This window comes from Pelomonas caseinilytica (assembly GCF_021353235.1).
GTDB classification, from domain to species: domain Bacteria; phylum Pseudomonadota; class Gammaproteobacteria; order Burkholderiales; family Burkholderiaceae_C; genus Pelomonas; species Pelomonas caseinilytica.
This window is the reverse complement of the sequence record NZ_JAJTWT010000003.1, coordinates 631,155-649,568: the sequence shown is the minus strand read 5'-3', so window position 1 is coordinate 649,568 and position 18,414 is coordinate 631,155. Positions and strand designations below refer to the sequence as shown.

General features: G+C 67.1%; 16 protein-coding genes. 2 read left to right on the top strand and 14 right to left on the bottom strand.

The features are described from left to right. Nucleotides 1-113: 113 nt before the first annotated feature. The 10 genes from LXT12_RS10205 to LXT12_RS10160 all read right to left on the bottom strand — a co-directional run bounded on the left by LXT12_RS10205 (nt 114) and on the right by LXT12_RS10160 (nt 12,295). Nucleotides 114-815, bottom strand: coding sequence for an REP-associated tyrosine transposase (locus LXT12_RS10205; protein ID WP_233391659.1), 702 nt, complete (start codon nt 813-815; stop codon nt 114-116). Nucleotides 816-881: 66 nt separating this feature from the next. Beyond that, on the bottom strand, nt 882-2,072 hold the full coding sequence (locus LXT12_RS10200) for a deoxyguanosinetriphosphate triphosphohydrolase (RefSeq protein ID WP_419964767.1): 1,191 nt from the start codon (nt 2,070-2,072) through the stop codon (nt 882-884). After that, nucleotides 2,017-3,111, bottom strand: a complete 1,095-nt coding sequence (aroB, locus tag LXT12_RS10195; protein ID WP_233391655.1) for a 3-dehydroquinate synthase — start codon at nt 3,109-3,111, stop codon at nt 2,017-2,019. Before aroB ends, LXT12_RS10200 begins: the two co-directional genes overlap by 56 nt. A 62-nt stretch (nt 3,112-3,173) precedes the next feature. Then, nucleotides 3,174-3,734: a shikimate kinase gene (locus tag LXT12_RS10190; RefSeq protein ID WP_233391653.1), complete on the bottom strand. Its 561-nt coding sequence runs from the start codon at nt 3,732-3,734 to the stop codon at nt 3,174-3,176. Between the two features lies 1 nt (nt 3,735). After that, nucleotides 3,736-7,182, bottom strand: a complete 3,447-nt coding sequence (locus LXT12_RS10185; RefSeq protein WP_233391651.1) for a beta strand repeat-containing protein — start codon at nt 7,180-7,182, stop codon at nt 3,736-3,738. A gap of 37 nt (nt 7,183-7,219) precedes the next feature. Next, nucleotides 7,220-9,415, bottom strand: a complete 2,196-nt coding sequence (locus LXT12_RS10180) for a type IV pilus secretin PilQ (protein ID WP_419964766.1) — start codon at nt 9,413-9,415, stop codon at nt 7,220-7,222. Continuing rightward, nucleotides 9,412-9,933, bottom strand: coding sequence for a pilus assembly protein PilP (locus LXT12_RS10175; RefSeq protein WP_233391649.1), 522 nt, complete (start codon nt 9,931-9,933; stop codon nt 9,412-9,414). Before LXT12_RS10175 ends, LXT12_RS10180 begins: the two co-directional genes overlap by 4 nt. Then, nucleotides 9,930-10,610, bottom strand: coding sequence for a type IV pilus inner membrane component PilO (locus LXT12_RS10170; protein ID WP_233391648.1), 681 nt, complete (start codon nt 10,608-10,610; stop codon nt 9,930-9,932). The genes LXT12_RS10175 and LXT12_RS10170 overlap by 4 nt, the downstream gene beginning before the upstream one ends. Before the next feature lie 6 nt (nt 10,611-10,616). Continuing rightward, nucleotides 10,617-11,219: a PilN domain-containing protein gene (locus LXT12_RS10165; RefSeq protein ID WP_233391646.1), complete on the bottom strand. Its 603-nt coding sequence runs from the start codon at nt 11,217-11,219 to the stop codon at nt 10,617-10,619. Then, nucleotides 11,216-12,295, bottom strand: coding sequence for a pilus assembly protein PilM (locus LXT12_RS10160; RefSeq protein ID WP_233391644.1), 1,080 nt, complete (start codon nt 12,293-12,295; stop codon nt 11,216-11,218). Before LXT12_RS10160 ends, LXT12_RS10165 begins: the two co-directional genes overlap by 4 nt. A gap of 284 nt (nt 12,296-12,579) precedes the next feature. Here LXT12_RS10160 and LXT12_RS10155 point away from each other — a divergent pair, with 284 nt between their 5' ends. Then, nucleotides 12,580-14,973: a penicillin-binding protein 1A gene (locus LXT12_RS10155; RefSeq protein ID WP_233391642.1), complete on the top strand. Its 2,394-nt coding sequence runs from the start codon at nt 12,580-12,582 to the stop codon at nt 14,971-14,973. Nucleotides 14,974-14,979: 6 nt separating this feature from the next. On the opposite strand, the gene cyaY is transcribed toward LXT12_RS10155, so the two are convergent. Beyond that, nucleotides 14,980-15,312 carry an iron donor protein CyaY gene (gene cyaY, locus LXT12_RS10150; protein ID WP_233391640.1) on the bottom strand — a complete coding sequence of 111 codons (333 nt, stop codon included), beginning with the start codon at nt 15,310-15,312 and terminating at the stop codon, nt 14,980-14,982. Between the two features lie 11 nt (nt 15,313-15,323). On the opposite strand from cyaY, the gene lptM reads away from it, so the two are divergent. Next, nucleotides 15,324-15,485, top strand: a complete 162-nt coding sequence (gene lptM, locus LXT12_RS10145; RefSeq protein ID WP_233391638.1) for an LPS translocon maturation chaperone LptM — start codon at nt 15,324-15,326, stop codon at nt 15,483-15,485. Between the two features lie 3 nt (nt 15,486-15,488). Here lptM and LXT12_RS10140 read toward each other — a convergent pair whose 3' ends face one another. The 3 genes from LXT12_RS10140 to LXT12_RS10130 are packed head-to-tail and all read right to left on the bottom strand — an operon-like array spanning nt 15,489 to nt 18,405. Continuing rightward, nucleotides 15,489-16,487, bottom strand: a complete 999-nt coding sequence (locus tag LXT12_RS10140; protein WP_233391636.1) for an ABC transporter ATP-binding protein — start codon at nt 16,485-16,487, stop codon at nt 15,489-15,491. Next, entirely contained in the window at nt 16,484-17,464 is a 981-nt protein-coding gene (locus LXT12_RS10135) for an ABC transporter ATP-binding protein (RefSeq protein WP_233391634.1), read from the bottom strand. Before LXT12_RS10135 ends, LXT12_RS10140 begins: the two co-directional genes overlap by 4 nt. After that, nucleotides 17,461-18,405 carry an ABC transporter permease gene (locus tag LXT12_RS10130; protein ID WP_233391631.1) on the bottom strand — a complete coding sequence of 315 codons (945 nt, stop codon included), beginning with the start codon at nt 18,403-18,405 and terminating at the stop codon, nt 17,461-17,463. Before LXT12_RS10130 ends, LXT12_RS10135 begins: the two co-directional genes overlap by 4 nt. Nucleotides 18,406-18,414: the final 9 nt, after the last annotated feature.

Genomic DNA, 18,414 nt, shown 5'->3' with positions numbered 1-18,414 from the left:
CCTGGAGGGTACTGCACCGCAACAAATGCGGCAACTTCATTAATATGGGGTCAGAGTCGAATTATTCCATTCAACAGACCGACTCCAAAGTAAATGGGGCCATAGTCAAACGTCTATGAAGGCGGCGATGACGGCTTGCACGGCCGCCCCCGGGGCCGCCGCACCACCACCTTGGCGTGCTCGGCGGACAAGGGCTGCAGGAAACTCTCGCTTCCCACCGGCCGCCCTCGAAGTGCCGAGTCCGTGAACTGAGCCTGTTCAGACGAGGGCACGCCCTGTGCGAGGAACTCACGGTAGGCATGCTCGCGCTCGAAGGGCGTGTTGCCGAGAGACCAATACATGGGGTGTTCGATGACGACGGGGCTGCGCGTCAGGCCGAGGTGGTGTGCGGCACTCGACCACGGCCATTCCGAGGCCTCGGCGCACAGTCCCGCTCGCACGGGATTGAGCTCGATGTAGCGCATGCAGGCCAGCAGGTGGCGCTCACCTTCGATCAGGCCCGCCCGGAAGCGCCCTTCCCACAAGGTGCCGCTGCGGCCATGGCGAGCATTGAACCAGCCGACATAGCGCCGGCCGAGCGATTGCATCATGCGGCTGAGGGCCTCAGGGGTCGGGGGCGTGGCCAGCAAATGCAGGTGGTTGTCCATGAGCACGTAGGCATGGACGGCCACGCCATACTGCGCGGCGACCTCCCTCAGCGTGGCGAGCAGGTGCTCTCGGTCGAGGTCGCTATAGAAGATGGCCTGGCGGTTGTTGCCGCGCAGGATGACGTGATGAGGCTGGTCCGGGAGGATCAACCGGGGCAAGCGGGCCATGGAGGGTACTCGTAGCAAGCGCCGGACGCGGGCGCCAGCCGAGGATAATCGACTCCGACCCCAATTTCAGAACAGGGATCGGCCCGTCAATCTTTGATGTTCCCGGATGGCGAATCGGTCAGTCATGCCGGCGATGTAGTCGGCGCAGGCCCGCTCGCGGTCCGGGCGGTCGGCGAAGTCGGCGGGCATCTGGGCGGCGTCGGCCGTGTAGGCGGCGAAGAGATCGCGCAGTACCTGTTCGGCCCGGGCACGCGTGGACTGCACCTGCGGATGCCGGTAGAGATTGGCGAACAGGAAGCGCTTCAGCGCCGTGCTCCTGGCGCGCATTTCGGGGCTGAAGCACAGCAGAGGCTTGGCCGCGTGTCGCACGGCGTCCGCATCCGCGGGGCGGGCCTCCGCCAGGGCGGCGCTCGTCGCGTCGATGATGTCGTAGACCTGGGCGGACAACATCCGGCGGATCGTCTCGAACAGCAGCCGCTTGCCGGCCAGCCCCGGGTGGGCGTCGCGGGCGGATTGCCAGTGTTCGCGCACCAGGTCCACTTCAAGCAATTGCTCCAGCTCGATGAGCCCCGAGCGGACGCCATCGTCCACGTCGTGGGCGTTGTAGGCCACCTCGTCGGCGAGGTTGCAGAGCTGGGCCTCGAGGCTGGGTTGCCCGCCGTGGATGAAGCGTGTCGCGATCCCGCCCGGCTCGATCGCCTCGATGACGACCGCGTGGCGACGCGAACAGTGCTTGAGGATGCCCTCGCGGGTTTCGAAGCAGAGGTTGAGGCCGTCAAAGTCCGGGTAGCGCTGCTCCAGGTGGTCGACGACGCGCAGGGACTGCAGGTTGTGCTCGAAGCCGCCGTGCTCATGCATGCAGTCGTCCAGCACGTCCTGGCCCGCATGGCCGAAGGGCGTGTGCCCCAGGTCGTGGGCCAAGGCGATCGCCTCGACCAGGTCCTCGTCCAGCCCGAGGCTGCGGGCGATGGAGCGGCCGAGCTGGGCCACCTCCAGAGAATGCGTGAGCCGCGTGCGGAACAGGTCGCCCTCGTGGTTGAGGAAGACCTGGGTCTTGTAGACCAGGCGGCGGAAGGCCGTGCTGTGGATGATGCGGTCGCGGTCGCGCTGGAACTCGCTGCGGGTCGGGGCCGGCGGCTCGGGCAACCGGCGCCCGCGGCTGCGCGCGGGGTCCGACGCAGGGGCCGCGCGCGCCGCCACTTCAAGCCGCCCCGTGAGCCGCGAGCGTCTCGGCGATGCGGGCGTCGGGCACGGCATGCAGGCCTGCACGACCCAGCCCCTCGATCAGCACGAAGCGGATGGCGCCCGCCTCGGCTTTCTTGTCCACGCGCATCAGCGTCAGGTACCGCTCGATGCCCAGCTTCGGCGGCGCCGTCGGCAGGCCGGCCCGTTCGACGAGCGCCCGTAGCCGCTCGACGAAGCCGTCAGGCACCAGGCCCGAGCGCCTCGACAGGTCAGCGGCCAGCACCATGCCGCAGGCCACCGCTTCGCCGTGCAGCCACTTGCCATAGCCCATCCCGGACTCGATGGCATGGCCGATGGTGTGGCCGAAATTCAGGATGGCCCTGAGGCCCTGCTCCTTTTCGTCCTGGCCGACGACCTCGGCCTTGATCTCGCAACTGCGCCGCACCGCGTAGCCCAGCACCGCCTTGTCGCGCGCGAGCAGGGCATCGAGGTTGTCCTCGATCCAGCACAGGAAGCCCGCATCGGCGATGGGCCCGTACTTGATGACCTCGGCCAGGCCGGCGCGCAGCTCGCGGTCGGGCAGGCTGTCCAGCGTGTCGAGGTCGGCGATGACGCGCTCGGGCTGGTAGAAGGCGCCGAGCATGTTCTTGCCCAGCGGGTGGTTGATGGCCGTCTTGCCACCGACCGACGAGTCGACCTGGGCCAGCAATGTGGTCGGTACCTGGACGAACGGGACGCCGCGCATGTAGACGGCCGCAGCGAAGCCGGTCATGTCGCCGATGACGCCGCCGCCCAGGGCGAACAGCACGGTCTTGCGGTCCAGCGCCTGGCCGAGCAGGTGGTCGAAGATGCGATTCAGGCTGGCCCAGTCCTTGTGCGCCTCGCCATCGGGCAGCACGACGATGTCGACGCGGGCATAGACGCTGCGCAGGCGCTCGCGCAGGCGCTCGGCGTACAGCGGCGCAACCGTCTCGTTGCTGACGATGACGGCCGCAGCCGCCTTGGGCAAGCCTTGCCAGCTGGCGGGCTCGTCCAGCAGGCCTGAGCCGATGCGGATGTCGTAGGCGCGATCGTCGGGGAGAGGGATGCGGACGGTGTCGGTGGCGGGCATGCGGCCAAGTGTAAGAGCCCGCCCCTTCGCGCACCGGCAAGCCGCCCTGCGGCGTCCGGCCTTCAGACCGGCTCGGCTCCCACGGTCGCGACCACCCGCGTCGGGTCGAGCAAGCCGGCCAGCTCCAGCTGCATCAGAGCCATGTTCACGAGGGCATGGACCGACGGTCGTGCGCTCTCGAGCACATAGTGGGCGCAGCGCCTGTAGAGCGGGTCACGCTGATGGTGGAGCTCGCGCAGCCGGGCCAGCGGATCTTTCACCTGGAGCAGCGGCCGCGTCGTGTCGTGCTTCAGCCGCCTGAAGAGGTCCTCGGGCGTGGAGCGCAGGTAGAGCACGGTGGCGTTCGAGTGCAGGAGGTCCCGATTGCGATCGCGCAGGACGGCTCCGCCGCCGGTGGCCAGCACGCAGTCGCCCGGCCGCGTCACCAGTTCGGCGATGACCTCGGTCTCCAGGTCGCGGAAGGCGTCCTCGCCATGCCGCTCGAAGAACTGCTTGATGCTGCCGCCGATTCGCGCCTCGATCTCGTGATCGGAATCGACAAAAGGCACGCCGATCTGGCGTGCCAGTTGTTTGCCGACGGTGGACTTGCCACCGCCCGGCATGCCGACAAGAGCGAGCTTCACATTAGGGGCAAGTCCTCTTCACCGTGAACGAGTAGGACGTCCCCGTCCCACGCGGAGTGGTGAACGTGACGGTGACCGTGCCGACGGTGGCCGTATCAAACGTGTAGCCGATGCCAACCAGGTTGGCCTGGCTCGTGTTCGGCACCGGCGTGCCACCCGCCATGGCCACCGAGAAACCCGTCGTTGGCGTGGTTGCCGTGACCACGGTTCCAGCCGGCATCGGATTGAGGCGCGGCAGCACGATGTAGTTGTTGGCATCGCTGTAGTCGATGGGCAAGGTCAGGCCCGACTTCAGCAGCCCGGGGTTCGAGTCCGCAGCAAGCAAGGTGAAGCTTCCGCTGCCGCCTGCATTGCAAATGGTGTCACCGCTCGCCACCTGGTAGTTGGTGACCTGGGCCGTAGTCGGCCCCGTCTGCATGGGCAGCGTACCGTTCGCGTACACGACGCGCACGTCGCCTCCCGGCCAGAGCGGCCGGGCCGTGGACCGAGACAGCACCGTCTCGACTGCTCGCCGCACATAGATCTGGCCTGACCCCGTCCACTTGCCGTCGCAGGTACCCGGCACGCTGGGCGTGTAGGCCGTCAGCCCGAAGATGGCCACCGTCGTCGGAGGCACACAGGCCGAATTGGTGTTGCCGGCCAAATTGACGCCGATGAACTCGTCGAAGGCGCTGTCGTAGCTGCCGTCGTAATTGCGGTCCTTGAAGATGTTGCCCAGGTCCTGGAACTCTTCGCCGGCGTCGTAGATGTTGTTGCCGTTCTTGTCGATGAAGGACTCTTCGCCGAGCGCATAGGCGACGACGGTGACGCGACCGTCGACGGGCTTGGGCTGCGCCGACGCGAAGTTGGAAGTCGCCTGGGAGATGCCGTTGGTCTGCGAAATCTGCTTGCTCGACTCGATCTGGCCCCCTTCGGTGACGAAGTTGATCGTCGTCCCCACCGGCACCGGGTTGCCGCTGCGGTCGGCAGCGATCAACGTATAGGTGTTGGGCACGTTGTCGATGTCGTAGCCCTCGATGTTGATCGTCTGCTGCGACATCGAGAAGTTGAGCTGGGACGGCAGGCCGATACCGACGCTCAGGTTGCTCGACACGGTGGCGATGGTGTCGCCGCTGAGCTTGGCATGGACGCGCACTGGCGTCGGCTGCGTACCGGAGTTGACGCGGACGGACACCCGGCCCAGCGCGTTCGACGTCTGCGTGAACGGGTTGGCCGACGGCGGGTCGACCGATTCGACGCTACGGCCCTCCATCGTCACGCCGCCCGCACCGGTCTGCAGGCGCAATTCGACCACCTTGTTCGGCAGCGGATTCCCAGCCGCGTCACGCACTTCGAAGGTCACGATGGACGACTCGGTAAAGCCGGAGCCCTTCAGGAAGATCTGCTCCGGTGTGGCCGAGATGAAGGCCAGGCTGACTGCAGCAGGAGCCGCGATGGGCAGGGTGAGCTGCTTGGCCGTGGACGTGCCGTCGATGACGACCTGCAGCAGGTCTGAGGGCTGGATGGCGCCACAGCCGTTGTCGCGATACTGCAGCGTCACGGTGTTGCTCGTCGCAGAGACACTGGCCGGAGAGACCGTCGCCTTGCCCGCGGCGGCACAGGAGGACGAGATGCTCAGCTTGACCGGCGAGTCGACGGCGGCGCCCGTCAGCGTCAACGTCAGGCTGTCCTGACCGTAGGCGGAGATCGAGGCCGGGCCAGTGAAGCTGACGATCGTGGCGTTGGTGGCCTGAACCTGGAAGCCCTGGCTGGCGGACAGCGTGCTGCCGGCGTACTGCACCGTGGCCGTCACCTCGTCGGCACCGGCGGAGGCCGACGTCGCCGGCGACAGCAAGGCGACGGCCTTGCCGTTCGCATCGGTCAGTGCCGTGCCGACGTTGGTCCTGCCCAGGCCGCGGACGACCGCGAAACTCACCACCTGGCCGGGGACCGGCTGGCCGCGTGCGTCGGTCAACGTCGCCGTGACGGTTGCCGGCACGGCGGCACTCACGGAAGTGGAGGACAGCCCCAGTTGCAGCACCGGCGTCCCCGGCGATGTGGCGCTGACCACCTGCACCGGCTTGCTGTCCGTCGCAGTGATCCCGGCAACGGTCACGCTGGCCTTGACGACATCGGCGCCGTTCGAAGATGAGGTGGCTTGCGTCACGTGGACGGTGGCGACACCGCTGGTGTCCGTGACTGCCGTTGCCGCATCGAATTTGACGAGGCCGAACTGCGAGCTGAACTGCACGACCTGGCTGGCCGCCGGATTGCCGCCGACATCGCGCACCAGCACGTTGACGGTCGAGGATGTGGTCGTGCTGTCGATCTTGGAAGTGCTGAGCGTCATGGTCGCCGTCGGCGACTCTCCGACGATCTGCACGATGACGTTGCTCGCGAGGAACTGGCCGGCGTAATTGGCCGTCACGCGCAGCGTGTCGGTCGACGAACTCGCGCCCGCCGAAGCACCCAAATTCAGCGTGCTGCGGACGATGCCATTGGTGTCCGTCGGGCCGCTGTCGGGCGACGGCGTCACATTGATGATGGACGACGGCGAGAAGGTCACGACCTGATTGGCGACCGGATTGCCGGAAGCGTCGCGCAACGTCGCCGTCACCTGCGGCGCCGGCTGCGACAGACGCAACGTGACCTGCGCGGGACTGACCGTCAGCGTCGGGAGCGCATTGGTCACCGTGAAGGCCTGCTGGGCGCTGACTGTCACCGCGCCGATGGTGGCGAATGCAGTCACATAGTCTGCACCCGTCACGCCGGAGGCACTTGCCTTCAGGGTTGCAGTAGCCTGGCCATTGGCGTCCGTCCGCACGGTGGCCACGGACAGATCCGCGAGGTTGCCCCGGCCCGTGGACAGGCTGACCACGACATCAGACATGGCGACCCCGGCGGCCGACTTCAGCTGCACCGTCACGTTGGCACCGACGGCCGGCGTGATCTGCGTGGTGGACAGCGCCACGGTCAGGGCCGGCCCGCTGGTCGTGCCCGTGGGCGATGGCGTGACGACCGAGATCTGGGCTGTCTTGGTGATGGAGCCGCTGGCGGCCGTCACGGTGATGGTGCGCTTGGACTGGTCCGAGCCGATGCGGACCGAGCCGGTCACGACGCCGGAGGTGTCCGTCTTGCTGGCACTGGCCGAGACCAGGGCATTGGAGTCCACCGAGATGGAGACCGGCACGTTGGCGATGGTGTTGCGATTGGCGTCGACCGCGTAGACGGTGACGAGGACGGAGCCGGTGCCATCGGTGGGCAGGGTCGAACCGCTGAGCGTCACGACCAGATCGGACGCGGTCGGCGTGGTGCCGCCACCGGTGCCACCACTGCCGCCTCCCGGAAAGACCGAATCACCGGCGCTGCCACCACCGCCGCCGCAGGCAGACAGAAAGGCGGCCATTCCCAGCCCCAGCACAGCCTGGCCAAGACGGCGCCAGCCCTGCGTGACGATGGATTGCAACATGCTCGAACTCCTGAAATCTCTGAATGCTTCTGGGCGATCAACGCACCGTGGCCCGCTCGCTGACGACCTTGGGCGTCAGGAAGATCAAGAGCTCGGTCTTTGAGGTGGTGCGCGTCTTGTTCTTGAACAGGTTGCCCAGGAAGGGTACATCGCCCAGCACAGGCACCTTGTTGACGGTCTCGCCCTCGTCCTGGGTGTAGATGCCACCGATCACGACGGTGCCACCGTTCTCGACGAGCACCTGCGTCTGGGCGTGCTTGGTGTTGATGGCATAGCCCTGGGGCGTCAGCGTGCCGCGGCTGTCCTTGTTGACGTCCACGTTCAAGATGACGCTGCCTTCGGGGGTGATCTGCGGCGTCACCTCGAGCTTGAGGTTGGCCTTGCGGAAGGCGATGGACGTCGCGCCGCTGGCCGTGGCCACCTGATAGGGCAGTTCCTCGCCCTGCTCGATGACGGCCTTGACCTGGTCGGCCGTGATGATGCGCGGGCTGGAGACCACCTTGCCCTTGCCGTCGGACTCGAGCGCCGAGAGCTCCAGGTTCAGGAAGCGGTTGGCCGTGGCGCTGAAGAGCGACAGCGCGATGGTGGTCGCCACGCCGTTGCTGAAGGCGTCGGACGAGGTGTTGGCCGGCAGGTTGACGAACTGCGTGTTGTTGTAGTTCGTGGCGACGCCCTGGTTGGTCTGGGAGCCGACGCCGTTGTAGTTGCCGCCCACGGTGACGTAGTTGCCGCCGCCGACGCTGTAGCCCGGAATGCCGCCTTGCTGGCCGCGCAGGTCGTTGGCACCGAGCTTGACGCCGAGCGACCGGCCGAACTTGTCGTTGGCTTCGACGATGCGCGCCTCGATCAGCACCTGGCGGACCGGCACGTCGATCTTGGCGATCATGGCCTGGATTTCCTCGAGCTTGCTCGGGATGTCCGACACGAAGAGCTGGTTGGTGCGCGGCTCATAGATGACGCTGCCGCGCGGCGACAGGATGCGCGTGCCACTGCTCGACCCGCTGCTGCCGCCACTGCTTCCACCGCTGCCGCTGCCGCTGCTGCCGCCGATGGCCTGGCCGGTCAGGCCCTTGGCGATGTCCTCGGCCTTGACGTAATTGAGCTGGAAGGACTGGGTGCGCACCGGCTCGAGCTGGGCGATGGCGGCCTTGGACTCGAGGTCGAGCTTTTCCTTGGCGGCAAGTTCTTCCTTGGGCGCGATCCAGAGCACGTTGCCCGACTTCTTCAAGCCCAGCCCCTTGGCCTGCATGATGATGTCCAGGGCCTGGTCCCAGGGCACGTCCTTCAGGCGCAGCGTGACATTGCCGGTCACGGTGTCGCTGGTGACGACGTTGAAGTTGGTGAAGTCGGCAATGACCTGCAACAGGGCGCGGACTTCGATGTTCTGGAAGTTCAACGACAGCTTGTCGCCCGCATAGCCGGGGCCTTGCGTCAGCTTGTTGGGATCGACCTTCTGCGGGCGCACCTCCAGCACGAACTGGTTGTCGCTCTGGTAGGCGCTGTGCTCCCAGTTGCCCTTGGGCTCGACCGTCATGCGGACGCGGTCGCCGGTTTGCGTCGTCGTGATCATCTGCACCGGCGTGCCGAAGTCGGCCACGTCGATCTTGCGGCGCAGGTTCTCGGGCAGGCTGGACCGCAGGAACTCGACCACCAGGCCCTGGCCCTGCTGCTGGATGTCCACACCGACTTGGGTGCTCGGCAGATTGACGATGATGCGGCCGGCACCATCGGCCCCGCGGCGGAAGTCGATGTCACGCAGGGGCTGGGGCGCCGTGTTGAGGCTTTGTGCGAAATGCACCGGCTCCCCCGCCGTCTGTGCAACCGGCGCTGCCGAATTCAGCACCAGCACCAGGGCGCTGCCCTCCAGCTTCGCACTGTAGGTCGAAGCCTGGCGCAGGTTGAGGACCACGCGCGCACGATCACCGGCCTGGGCCACATTGGCCGAGCGCAGATTGCCCTGGTTGATCTCCACCTGGTTGCGGCCGATGCCGTTGACCACGCCCGGGAGGTCGATGGCGATGCGCGGCGGCGTCTGGATGGTGAAGCCCGTGGGGACGGCGGGCAGCGGTTCGCTCAATTCGATGCGCACGACGTCGACCCCGGCCTGCTGGCTGGAGTTGATCGCGCGTATCTGCGTCTGTGCCCAGGCCGCTGGCGCGGCCAGCCACGCGAGTGCCATTCCCAGCAACCAGCCACGGCCCATCGGCTTGCTCTCCTGCAATGTCCTGTTCATCGTCCCTTCTCCTGTAGCTGGAGGGTACTGGTGCGTTCAATCCACTCGCCCGCAGCGTCCTGGACGACTTCTCGCAACGTGATCTCGGTCTCGCTGATCTTGGTGATGCGGCCGAAGTTCTGGCCGAGGTAGTCCCCGGCCTTGACCTGGTAGAGCAGGCTGTCGACGCGCAGCAGCGCATAGCGCCGCCCTTCGCGCGTCAGGCTGCCGACCATGTTCATGTTGTCCAGCGGGTAGGCCTCCAGCGGCTCCTTGCGGCGGTTGATCTCCGCCGTCAGCAGCGAGTTGGGCTGAGCCGCCTCCTGCTTGATGGCGACGCTGAGCTTCTGCGTGCTGAAGGGGTCGACACCGGTGCCGGCCTCGTAGGGCTGGGGCAGGAATTTCTTGGGCGGCAGCAATGGCGTGACGCTGGGCTTGGCCTCGCGCCGCTGCTGTTCCATCCACTGGCGCAGTTCGTCCATGTCGCTGCCGCAGCCGGCCAGGGCCAGGGCTGCCAGGGGGATGCACAGCCGCTTCATTTCTTGGCTCCCGCAGCCTTGTTGGCGGCCTTGCGCTGCTCGGCCACCTCGGTCGCATCGAGGTAGCGGTAGGTGCGCGCGGTCGCTTCCATGCTCAAGGGGCTGTTGGGGGCGCTCGGTGCCACCACCACGAGGTTGTGCAGGGTGACGATGCGCGAGAGGTTGGCGACGTCGGCCGCGAAGGCGCCGATGTCGTGATAGCGGCCCGAAACCTTCAACGAGATGGGCAGCTCGGCGTAGTAGTCCTTGACCAGCACCTGGCCCGGGCGGAAAAGCTCGAACTGCAGGCCGCGGCCCACGCCCGCGCTGCTGATGTCGGACAACAGCGAGTCGATCTCGGCCTTGCCAGGCAGTTGCTTCTCGAGCTGGGTCACGTACTCCTCGACCTGGCTCTTCTGCTTGCGCAGCTCGGGCAGGTTGACGGCTTGGGCGAGCTTGTTCTTGTAGTCCTGGCGCAGCTGGGGTTCGCGATTGCGCTCGGCATCCAGGCCGTCCTGCACGTCGGACAACACCAGGAAGTAGCCGGCGACGACGACGCCCAGCATCACGGCAAGCCCCGCGGCGATCTTGGGCGCCAGCGGCCACTGGCCCGGCTCCTTGGGATTGAGGCCCTGGAACTGGGCGGAGAACTCCGCGAACCAGGCGTTCAGGTCGATCTTGGGCATGGAAGTGGCCATCGTCGATCAGCCCTTCTTCGGGGCCGAGGCACCCGCTGCGGCGTCGCGGGGCGGCGCCTTGATCGATACCTTCATGGAGAACTCCAGCAGCCGGCGCTGGTCCCGCGTGTTGGTGCTGACGTTGGCGAGCTTGACCTCGATGAGGTCGGGCTTTTCCAGCCACTCCGAGGTACGCGACACGTTGCGCAGGAACTCGGACACGCGCTCGTTGGTCTGGGCGATGCCGTTGACCGTAACGACCTTGTCGGCCTGACGGATGGCGGTCAGGTAGATGCCTTCGGGGGCAAGGCGCGCAAGGTCGTTGAGCAATTGCACCGGCGTGTTGCGGTCGGTCTGCAGATCCTCGACCGCGCGCTGGCGCGACTTCAGGGACTCGATCTCCGCCTTCAGGTTGGCGATGTCCTTGATCTGACTCTCGAGGCGGGAAATCTCGGCCTGGATGTACTGGTTGTGCGCCTGCTGCTCCGTGGTCAGGAACTGCAGCAGCAGGTAGGCCGCCACGACGAGGCCGGCCCCCGCCAGGCCCGCCAGGCCCAGGCCGGCGAAGAAGGCCGCCTTGCGTCGCTTGCGCCTCTCCTCTCGGTAAGGCAGCAGGTTGATCAGGATCACTGGAAGAACCTCCGCATCGCGAGGCCGCAGGCCGTGAGGTAGGACGGCGCCTCACGGCGCAGCTTGGACTCGCGCACGGCAGCACCCATGGCCATGTTCTCGAACGGGTTGACCACCATGCAGGCGAAGCCGGTCAGGTCGGTCACGCGCTCCTTGAGCCCGGGCAGCGTGGCAGTGCCGCCCGCCAGCATCACGTAGTGCACCTTGTGGTGCGGCGTGCTCGTGAAGAAGTACTGCAGGGCGCGGCCGATTTCCTGCGACAGGCTGTCGACGAAGGGGTTCAGCACGCTGGCCTCGTAGTCCTCCGGCAGCTCGTTGGCGAGCTTCTTCTGCTCGGCCTCCTCGAAGGAAAAGCCGTACTGGCGCGAAATCAGCTGGGTCAGCTGCGAGCCGCCGAAGGACTGGTCCCGGTCGTACAGCAGTTCGTCGTCACGCAGGACCTTGAGGCTGGTGGTGTCGGCGCCGATCTCGAACAGCGCGACAAGGGCGTCCTTGCCTTCGTTGGGCAAAGCCGCCACCAGCCGGCCCATGGCCATGCGTGATGCGTGCGATTCGATGTCGAGCACCACCGGCTTGAGCCCCGCGGCTTCGGCCAGGCCCTGACGGTCCTGCACCCGGTCCTTGCGGGAAGCAGCGATCAGCACCTCGACGTCGCCCACCGACGTGGGACTCGGGCCGATGACGCAGAAGTCGAGGCTCACCTCGTCCAGCGAGAACGGGATGTACTGGTTGGCCTCGGCCTCGACCTGGAGTTCGAGCTCTTCCTCGCGCAGGCCGGCGGGCAGCATGATCTTCTTGGTGATGACGGCCGACTGCGGCATGGCGAGGGCGGCGTCGCGGGTCTTGCTGCCACTGCGGGCCACGACGCGGCGCACGGCATCGGCCACTTCGTCGAACTTCTCGATCTGGCCGTCAGCGATCCAGCCCTTCTCGAAGGGCTCGCTGGCGAAACGCTCCAGTACGAATTCGCCGGTCTTGGTCTGACTGAGTTCCACCAGCTTGACGCTGGAGGAACTGATATCCAGGCCAATCAGGGGGGGGTGCTTGCGACCCAAAAGTGCGTCAAGTATTCCCATGCCCTTTGTTCCCGACACTTGAGTTACGTGTCGGACTATTAATAAGTTACTTGAATGCTAGCAGCAAAGCCGTTGACGCCGAACGCAATTTCGGCCCGAGCTGGTAACGCCACGTTGCTAAACATACACGAATCAACGCATCTGCAAGCTCCTGAAAAACACAGGGGAAGCGGTCGTTTGGCACGATGTTTGGCAGGCCGGTTCGTATACAGGAAGGGCGGGGAAGCGCTTCCTATAATCCGCCGCCTCCTCCCCACGCGTCCCGAGGGCGCGCACGCCGGCACATGAACGACAAGCCCCGATCCGCTGCGTCCAGCCCTTCGCCCGCAGCTCCTGCCGGCCCTGCATCCCGTTCGCGCACGCTCCCGTCCCGCCTGGGTCATCTGGCGCTGTGGGCCGTGGGCCTGCTTGCCGGTGGCATCGCCGCCGCAGCCCTGCTGCTGGGCCTGGGCCTCGCCCTCGCCTATCCCCACCTGCCCGACATCAGCGGACTGACCGACTACCGTCCCAAGCTGCCGATGCGCGTGCTGTCGAGCGACGGCGTGCTGCTGGGCGAGTTCGGCGAGGAGCGCCGCAGCTACCTACCCATCCAGCAGATCCCCAAGGTCATGCAGGAGGCAGTGCTGGCCATCGAGGACGCGCGCTTCTACCAGCACGGTGGCGTGGACTACCTCGGCGTCATCCGCGCGGGCCTGGCCAACGTCAGCGAGTCGCGCAGCCAGGGGGCGTCCACCATCACGATGCAGGTGGCGCGCAACTTCTATCTCTCCACCGAGAAGACCTTCACCCGCAAGATCTACGAGATCCTGCTGGCCCTCAAGATCGAGGCGGCCCTGCCCAAGGAGAAGATCCTCGAGATCTACATGAACCAGATCTTCCTGGGGCACCGGGCGCATGGCTTCGCCGCGGCCAGCGAGGTCTACTTCGGCAAGACCCTGGACAAGATCACCGTCGCCGAGGCCGCCATGCTCGCCGGCCTGCCCAAGGCGCCGTCGGCCTACAACCCCATCAACAATCCCAAGCGGGCCACCATCCGGCAGCAGTACATCATCGAGCGGATGTACGAGACGGGCTACATCACCGAGGAGCAGCGCGACGAGGCCAAGGCCGAGAAGCTGCGCATCCGGCCGGTGAGCGAATCGGCCTCGCATGCGGAGTTCGTGGCCGAAGCGGCCCGGCAGCTCATCTTCAACCAGTACGGCGACGAGGCCTACACCCGCGGCCTGAACGTCTACCTGACGCTCAACAGCACCGAGCAGAACAGTGCCTACCGCGCCCTGCGCCGTGGCATCCTCGACTATGAGAAGCGCCAGGTCTACCGGGGTCCCGAGGCCTATGCCGACCTGCCCGGTGACGCCAAGGAGCTGGATGCCCGCATTGCCGAGGCCCTGGGCGACCATCCCGCCAACGACGAGCTGCTCGCGGCCGTCGTGCTGGAGGCGGACCCGAAGAAGGTAACGGCCGTGCTGCAAAGCGGCGAATCCATCACCATCACCGGCGACGGCCTGCGCCCGGCAACCTCCGGCCTGTCGGAAAAGGGCAACCCCAAGACGCGCATCCGGCGCGGCGCCGTCATCCGCGTGGTCAAGGGCCAGAAGCAGAAAGACGGCAACGAGTGGACCATCACCCAGTTGCCCGAGGTCGAAGGCGCCTTCGTCTCCATGGACCCGAGCAACGGCCAGGTGCACGCCATGGTGGGGGGGTTCGACTACAACAAGAACAAGTTCAACCACGTGACCCAGGCCTGGCGCCAGCCCGGCTCCAGCTTCAAGCCCTTCATCTACTCCGCCGCGCTGGAGAAGGGCTTCACGCCGGCCACCATCGTCAACGACGCGCCGCTGTTCTTCGACGCCGGCACCACCGGCAGCCAGCCCTGGGAACCGAAGAACTATGACGGCAAGTTCGAAGGCCCGATGCCGCTGCGCACCGCGCTGGCCAAGTCCAAGAACATGGTGTCCATCCGCGTGCTGCACTCCATTGGCGTGAAGTACGCGCAGGACTGGATCACGCGCTTCGGCTTCGAGGCGGAGAAGCACCCCGCCTACCTGACCATGGCCCTGGGCGCAGGCTCGGTCACGCCCATGCAGATGGCCCAGGGCTATGCCGTGTTCGCCAACGGCGGCTACCGCGTCAACCCGCACCTCATCGCCCGCATCACCGACAGCAATGGCCGGTTGCTCTACGAAGCCGCGCCTGTTGCGCTGACCGACGACGCACGCGCCATCGAGCCGCGCAACGCCTTCATGATGAGCAGCCTGCTGCAGGAGGTCACCCGCAGCGGTACCGCCGCCAAGGCCCAGGCGACGCTCAAGCGCCCCGACATCTACGGCAAGACCGGCACCACCAACGACTCCATGGACGCCTGGTTCGCCGGCTACCAGAAGGAGCTGGTCGCCATCGTCTGGATCGGTTATGACCAGCCGCGCAAGCTGGGCGACCGCGAGACCGGCGGCGGTCTGAGCCTGCCGGTGTGGATCGAGTACATGCAGTACGCGCTGAAGAACAAGCCGGTGGACGAGATCACGCCGCCGGAGGGCGTGGTCAACGTCAACGGCGAGTGGTTCTACGAGGAATACTCGAGCGGCAGCGGCGTGCGCGAACTGTCCAACGAGCCCAACGTCCCTGGAGCGGCGACCGAGGACGAGAAGAAGTCGATCCTCGACCTCTTCAAGCGCTGAAGCTCGTCAGGCGCTGAAGCTCAGCGCCTGGCCCGCCTGCTCGCTGGCACAGCGGGACAGACGCGCGCAGAACTCCTGGCCCTCGCGGTCCACCCATTGCGCGCCGTCCCACTTGAAGTGGTAGCCGCCGGCACGCGCCGCCAGCCAGATTTCCTGCAGCGGCGGCTGGGTGTTGACGACGATCTTGCTGCCGCCCGGCAGGCTGAGTTCCAGCAGGCCGCCGGTGCGGTGGCTGTCGATGTCGACCACGTCGTCCTCGAGCCAGGCGTCGATCTGGGCCTCGATGCGCGAGAGCAGCGCATGAGCCTTGGCGTGATAGTCAGCGTCGGACAGGGACATAAACTGGGCGGATGAAGAAGACTGCCGCCAGTGTAGGTGGGTGGGTAGCCACCCTGTCGATCGTCCTTACCGCCCTCGCGGGTTGTGGCCAGAAGGGGCCGCTGACGCTGCCGTCGAGCGCCACCGCGGCGTCGGCGCCGGCCTCGGCGCCCATCGTCGCACCCCGGCCCTGACGGTCAGTCCGAGCGGCCTTCCTCCACCGCGTGGCAAGCCACGCGCACGCCGCGGATCTCCAGCAGAGCCGGCCGCTCAGCCTTGCAGCGGGCATTGGCCAGCGGACAGCGCGGGTGGAAGCTGCAGCCGCTGGGCGGGTTCAGCGGATTCGGCACCTCGCCCTGCACCGGCGTGCGAGCCCGGCCCGTCATGTGGATGTCGGGAATGGCATCCAGCAGCATGCGGGTGTAGGGGTGGCTGGGCCGCGAGAACAGCGTGGCCTTGTTGGCCACTTCCACCAGCCGACCGAGGTACATGACGCCGATTTCGTCGGCCATGTGGCGCACCACGGCGAGGTTGTGGGAGATGAAGAGATAGGTCAGCCCCTGGCGGCGCTGCAGGTCCTTCATCAGGTTGAGGACCTGGGCCTGCACCGACACGTCCAGGGCCGAGGTCGGCTCGTCGCAGACCAGGAACTCCGGCTCGGTGGCCAGGGCGCGCGCGATCGAGATGCGCTGGCGCTGGCCGCCCGAGAACTGGTGGGGGAACTTCTCGGCGTCCGCGGCGTTCAAGCCAACGGACGACAGCAACTCGCCGACGCGCCTGTGGGCCTCGCCGTCTGTCTTGACGAGGCCGTGCTCGCGCAGCGGCTCGGCCACGATGTCCAGCACCTTCCAGCGCGGGTTCAACGAGGCATACGGATCCTGGAAGATCATCTGCAGGCGTCGCCGCAGCGAAGCCGCGCCCGAACCGGCCAGCGTCGTGGCGACGTCCACGCCGTCGAAGCGCACCGCGCCGCGCGAGGCGCCGTACAGCCCCACCAGCAAGCGTGCCACCGTGCTCTTGCCGCAGCCGCTCTCGCCGACGAGGGCGAGCGTGGTGCCGCGCTCGATGGCGAAGGACACGCCGTCGACTGCATGCACGAAGGCCCGCGGCTTGCGCTCGATCACGCGGTTCAGCCAGGGCGGGGACACGTCGAAGACCTTGGCAAGGTCTTGGACCTCGACGAGAGGCGAGCTCACGGCTGCACCTCCTGGCCGACGGGCCGCCAGCAGGCAGCTCGGGTCGCCCCGACCTCGGCCAGCTCGGGCCGGTCCGCGCGGCAGCGCTCGGCAACGCGCGGGCAGCGCGGGTGGAAGGCGCAGCCGCTGGGAATGGCCGTGAGCCGCGGCATCGCGCCGTCGATCTGCAGCAGGCGTTCTCGGTCCTCGTCCATGGCCGGGATGGAGCCCATCAGGCCGGCCGTGTAGGGATGGGCCGGGCGGTGTATGACCTCGCCCACCGGCCCGATCTCGGCGATGCGGCCGGCATACATCACGGCGACACGGTCGCAGGTTTCGGCGATGACGCCCATGTCGTGGGTGACCAGCATGACGGCCGCGCCCTGCTCGTGGCACACCTTCTTCAGCAGGGCGATGATCTGGGCCTGGATGGACACGTCCAGGGCCGTCGTCGGCTCATCGGCGACGATGAGCTTGGGGTCAGCAGCCAGCGCCAGGGCGATGACGACGCGCTGGCGCATGCCGCCCGAGAACTGGTGCGGATAGTGGTCGATGCGGGCCTCGGGCGCCGGGATGCCGGTGGAGGCGAGCAGTTCGATCGCGCGGACGCGCGCCTGGGCGGCGGTCAGCGGCAGGTGGGTGACGATGGTCTCGACGATTTGCTGGCCCACGGTGTAGAGCGGGTTCAACGAAGTCAGCGGGTCCTGGAAGACGGCGCCGATCTCGCGGCCGCGCACGCGGCGCATCTGCTCATAGGGCAGGTTGTCGATGCGCCGCCCGGCCAGGCGGATCTCGCCGGCCGCGATCCGCCCTGGCGGCTCCAGCAGGCCGATGATGGCGGCACCGGTCAACGACTTGCCCGCGCCCGACTCGCCGACGACACCGAGGATCTCGCCCGGCGCGATCGCGAAGGAAACGTCGTCCAGCGCCAGCAGCGTGCCGCGCCGGCCAGGGAACTCCACCCGCAGGTGATTGACTTCGAGCAACGGAGCAGTCATCGCAGTCGAGGGTTGAGCGCGTCGCGCAGCCAGTCGCCCAGCAGGTTCACGCTGAGCGTGATCAGGACCAGGGTGAGGCTGGGCCAGGCGGTGATCCACCACTCGCCCGAGAACAGGTAGTCGTTGCCATTGCGGATCAGCGTGCCCAGCGACGGGCTGGTCGCCGGCACGCCGACGCCGAGGAAGGACAGGGTCGCCTCGGTGATGATGGCCGAGGCGATCTGGATGGTGGCCAGCACCAGCACCGGCCCGAGCACGTTGGGCAGGACGTGGCGGCCCATGATGCGCAGCGGCCCGACGCCGATGACGCGTGCGGCCTGGACGTACTCCTTGTGGCGCTCGACCAGCGTCGAGCCGCGCACCGTGCGTGCGTACTGCACCCATCCGGTCAGCGCGATGGCGAGCACCAGCACGACGAAGGCCAGCGCATCGGGCGCCTGCGGAAAGAGGCTGCGGCCGATGCCGCTGATCATCAGCGCGACGAGGATGGACGGGAAGGACAGCATCACGTCGCAGACCCGCATGACGAAGGCATCGGTGCGCCCGCCGACGAAGCCTGCCAGCAGGCCCAGGCTGACGCCGATCGCCATGGACAGCAGGACCGAGGCGATGCCCACGAGCAGGGAGATGCGCGCGCCGTACATGAGCGCGGAAAGGATGTCGCGGCCCTGGCCGTCGGTACCGAGCAGATAACGCGTCTCGCCCCCCTCGACCCAGGCGGGCGGCTTGAGCGAATCCATCAGCTCCAGCGTGGCGAGATCGAAAGGGTTGTGCGGCGCGATGACCTCGGCGAACAGTGCGCAGACGAGGCAGACGACGGCGATGACGGCAGCCGCCACGGCCACCGGCGATGTGCGGAAGGAATGCCAGACGTCGCCATCGAAGAACCCGCGCAGGGCGGACGACGAGGCGGTCGGGGACGAAGGAGCGTCGGCGGCCATGGATGCGAT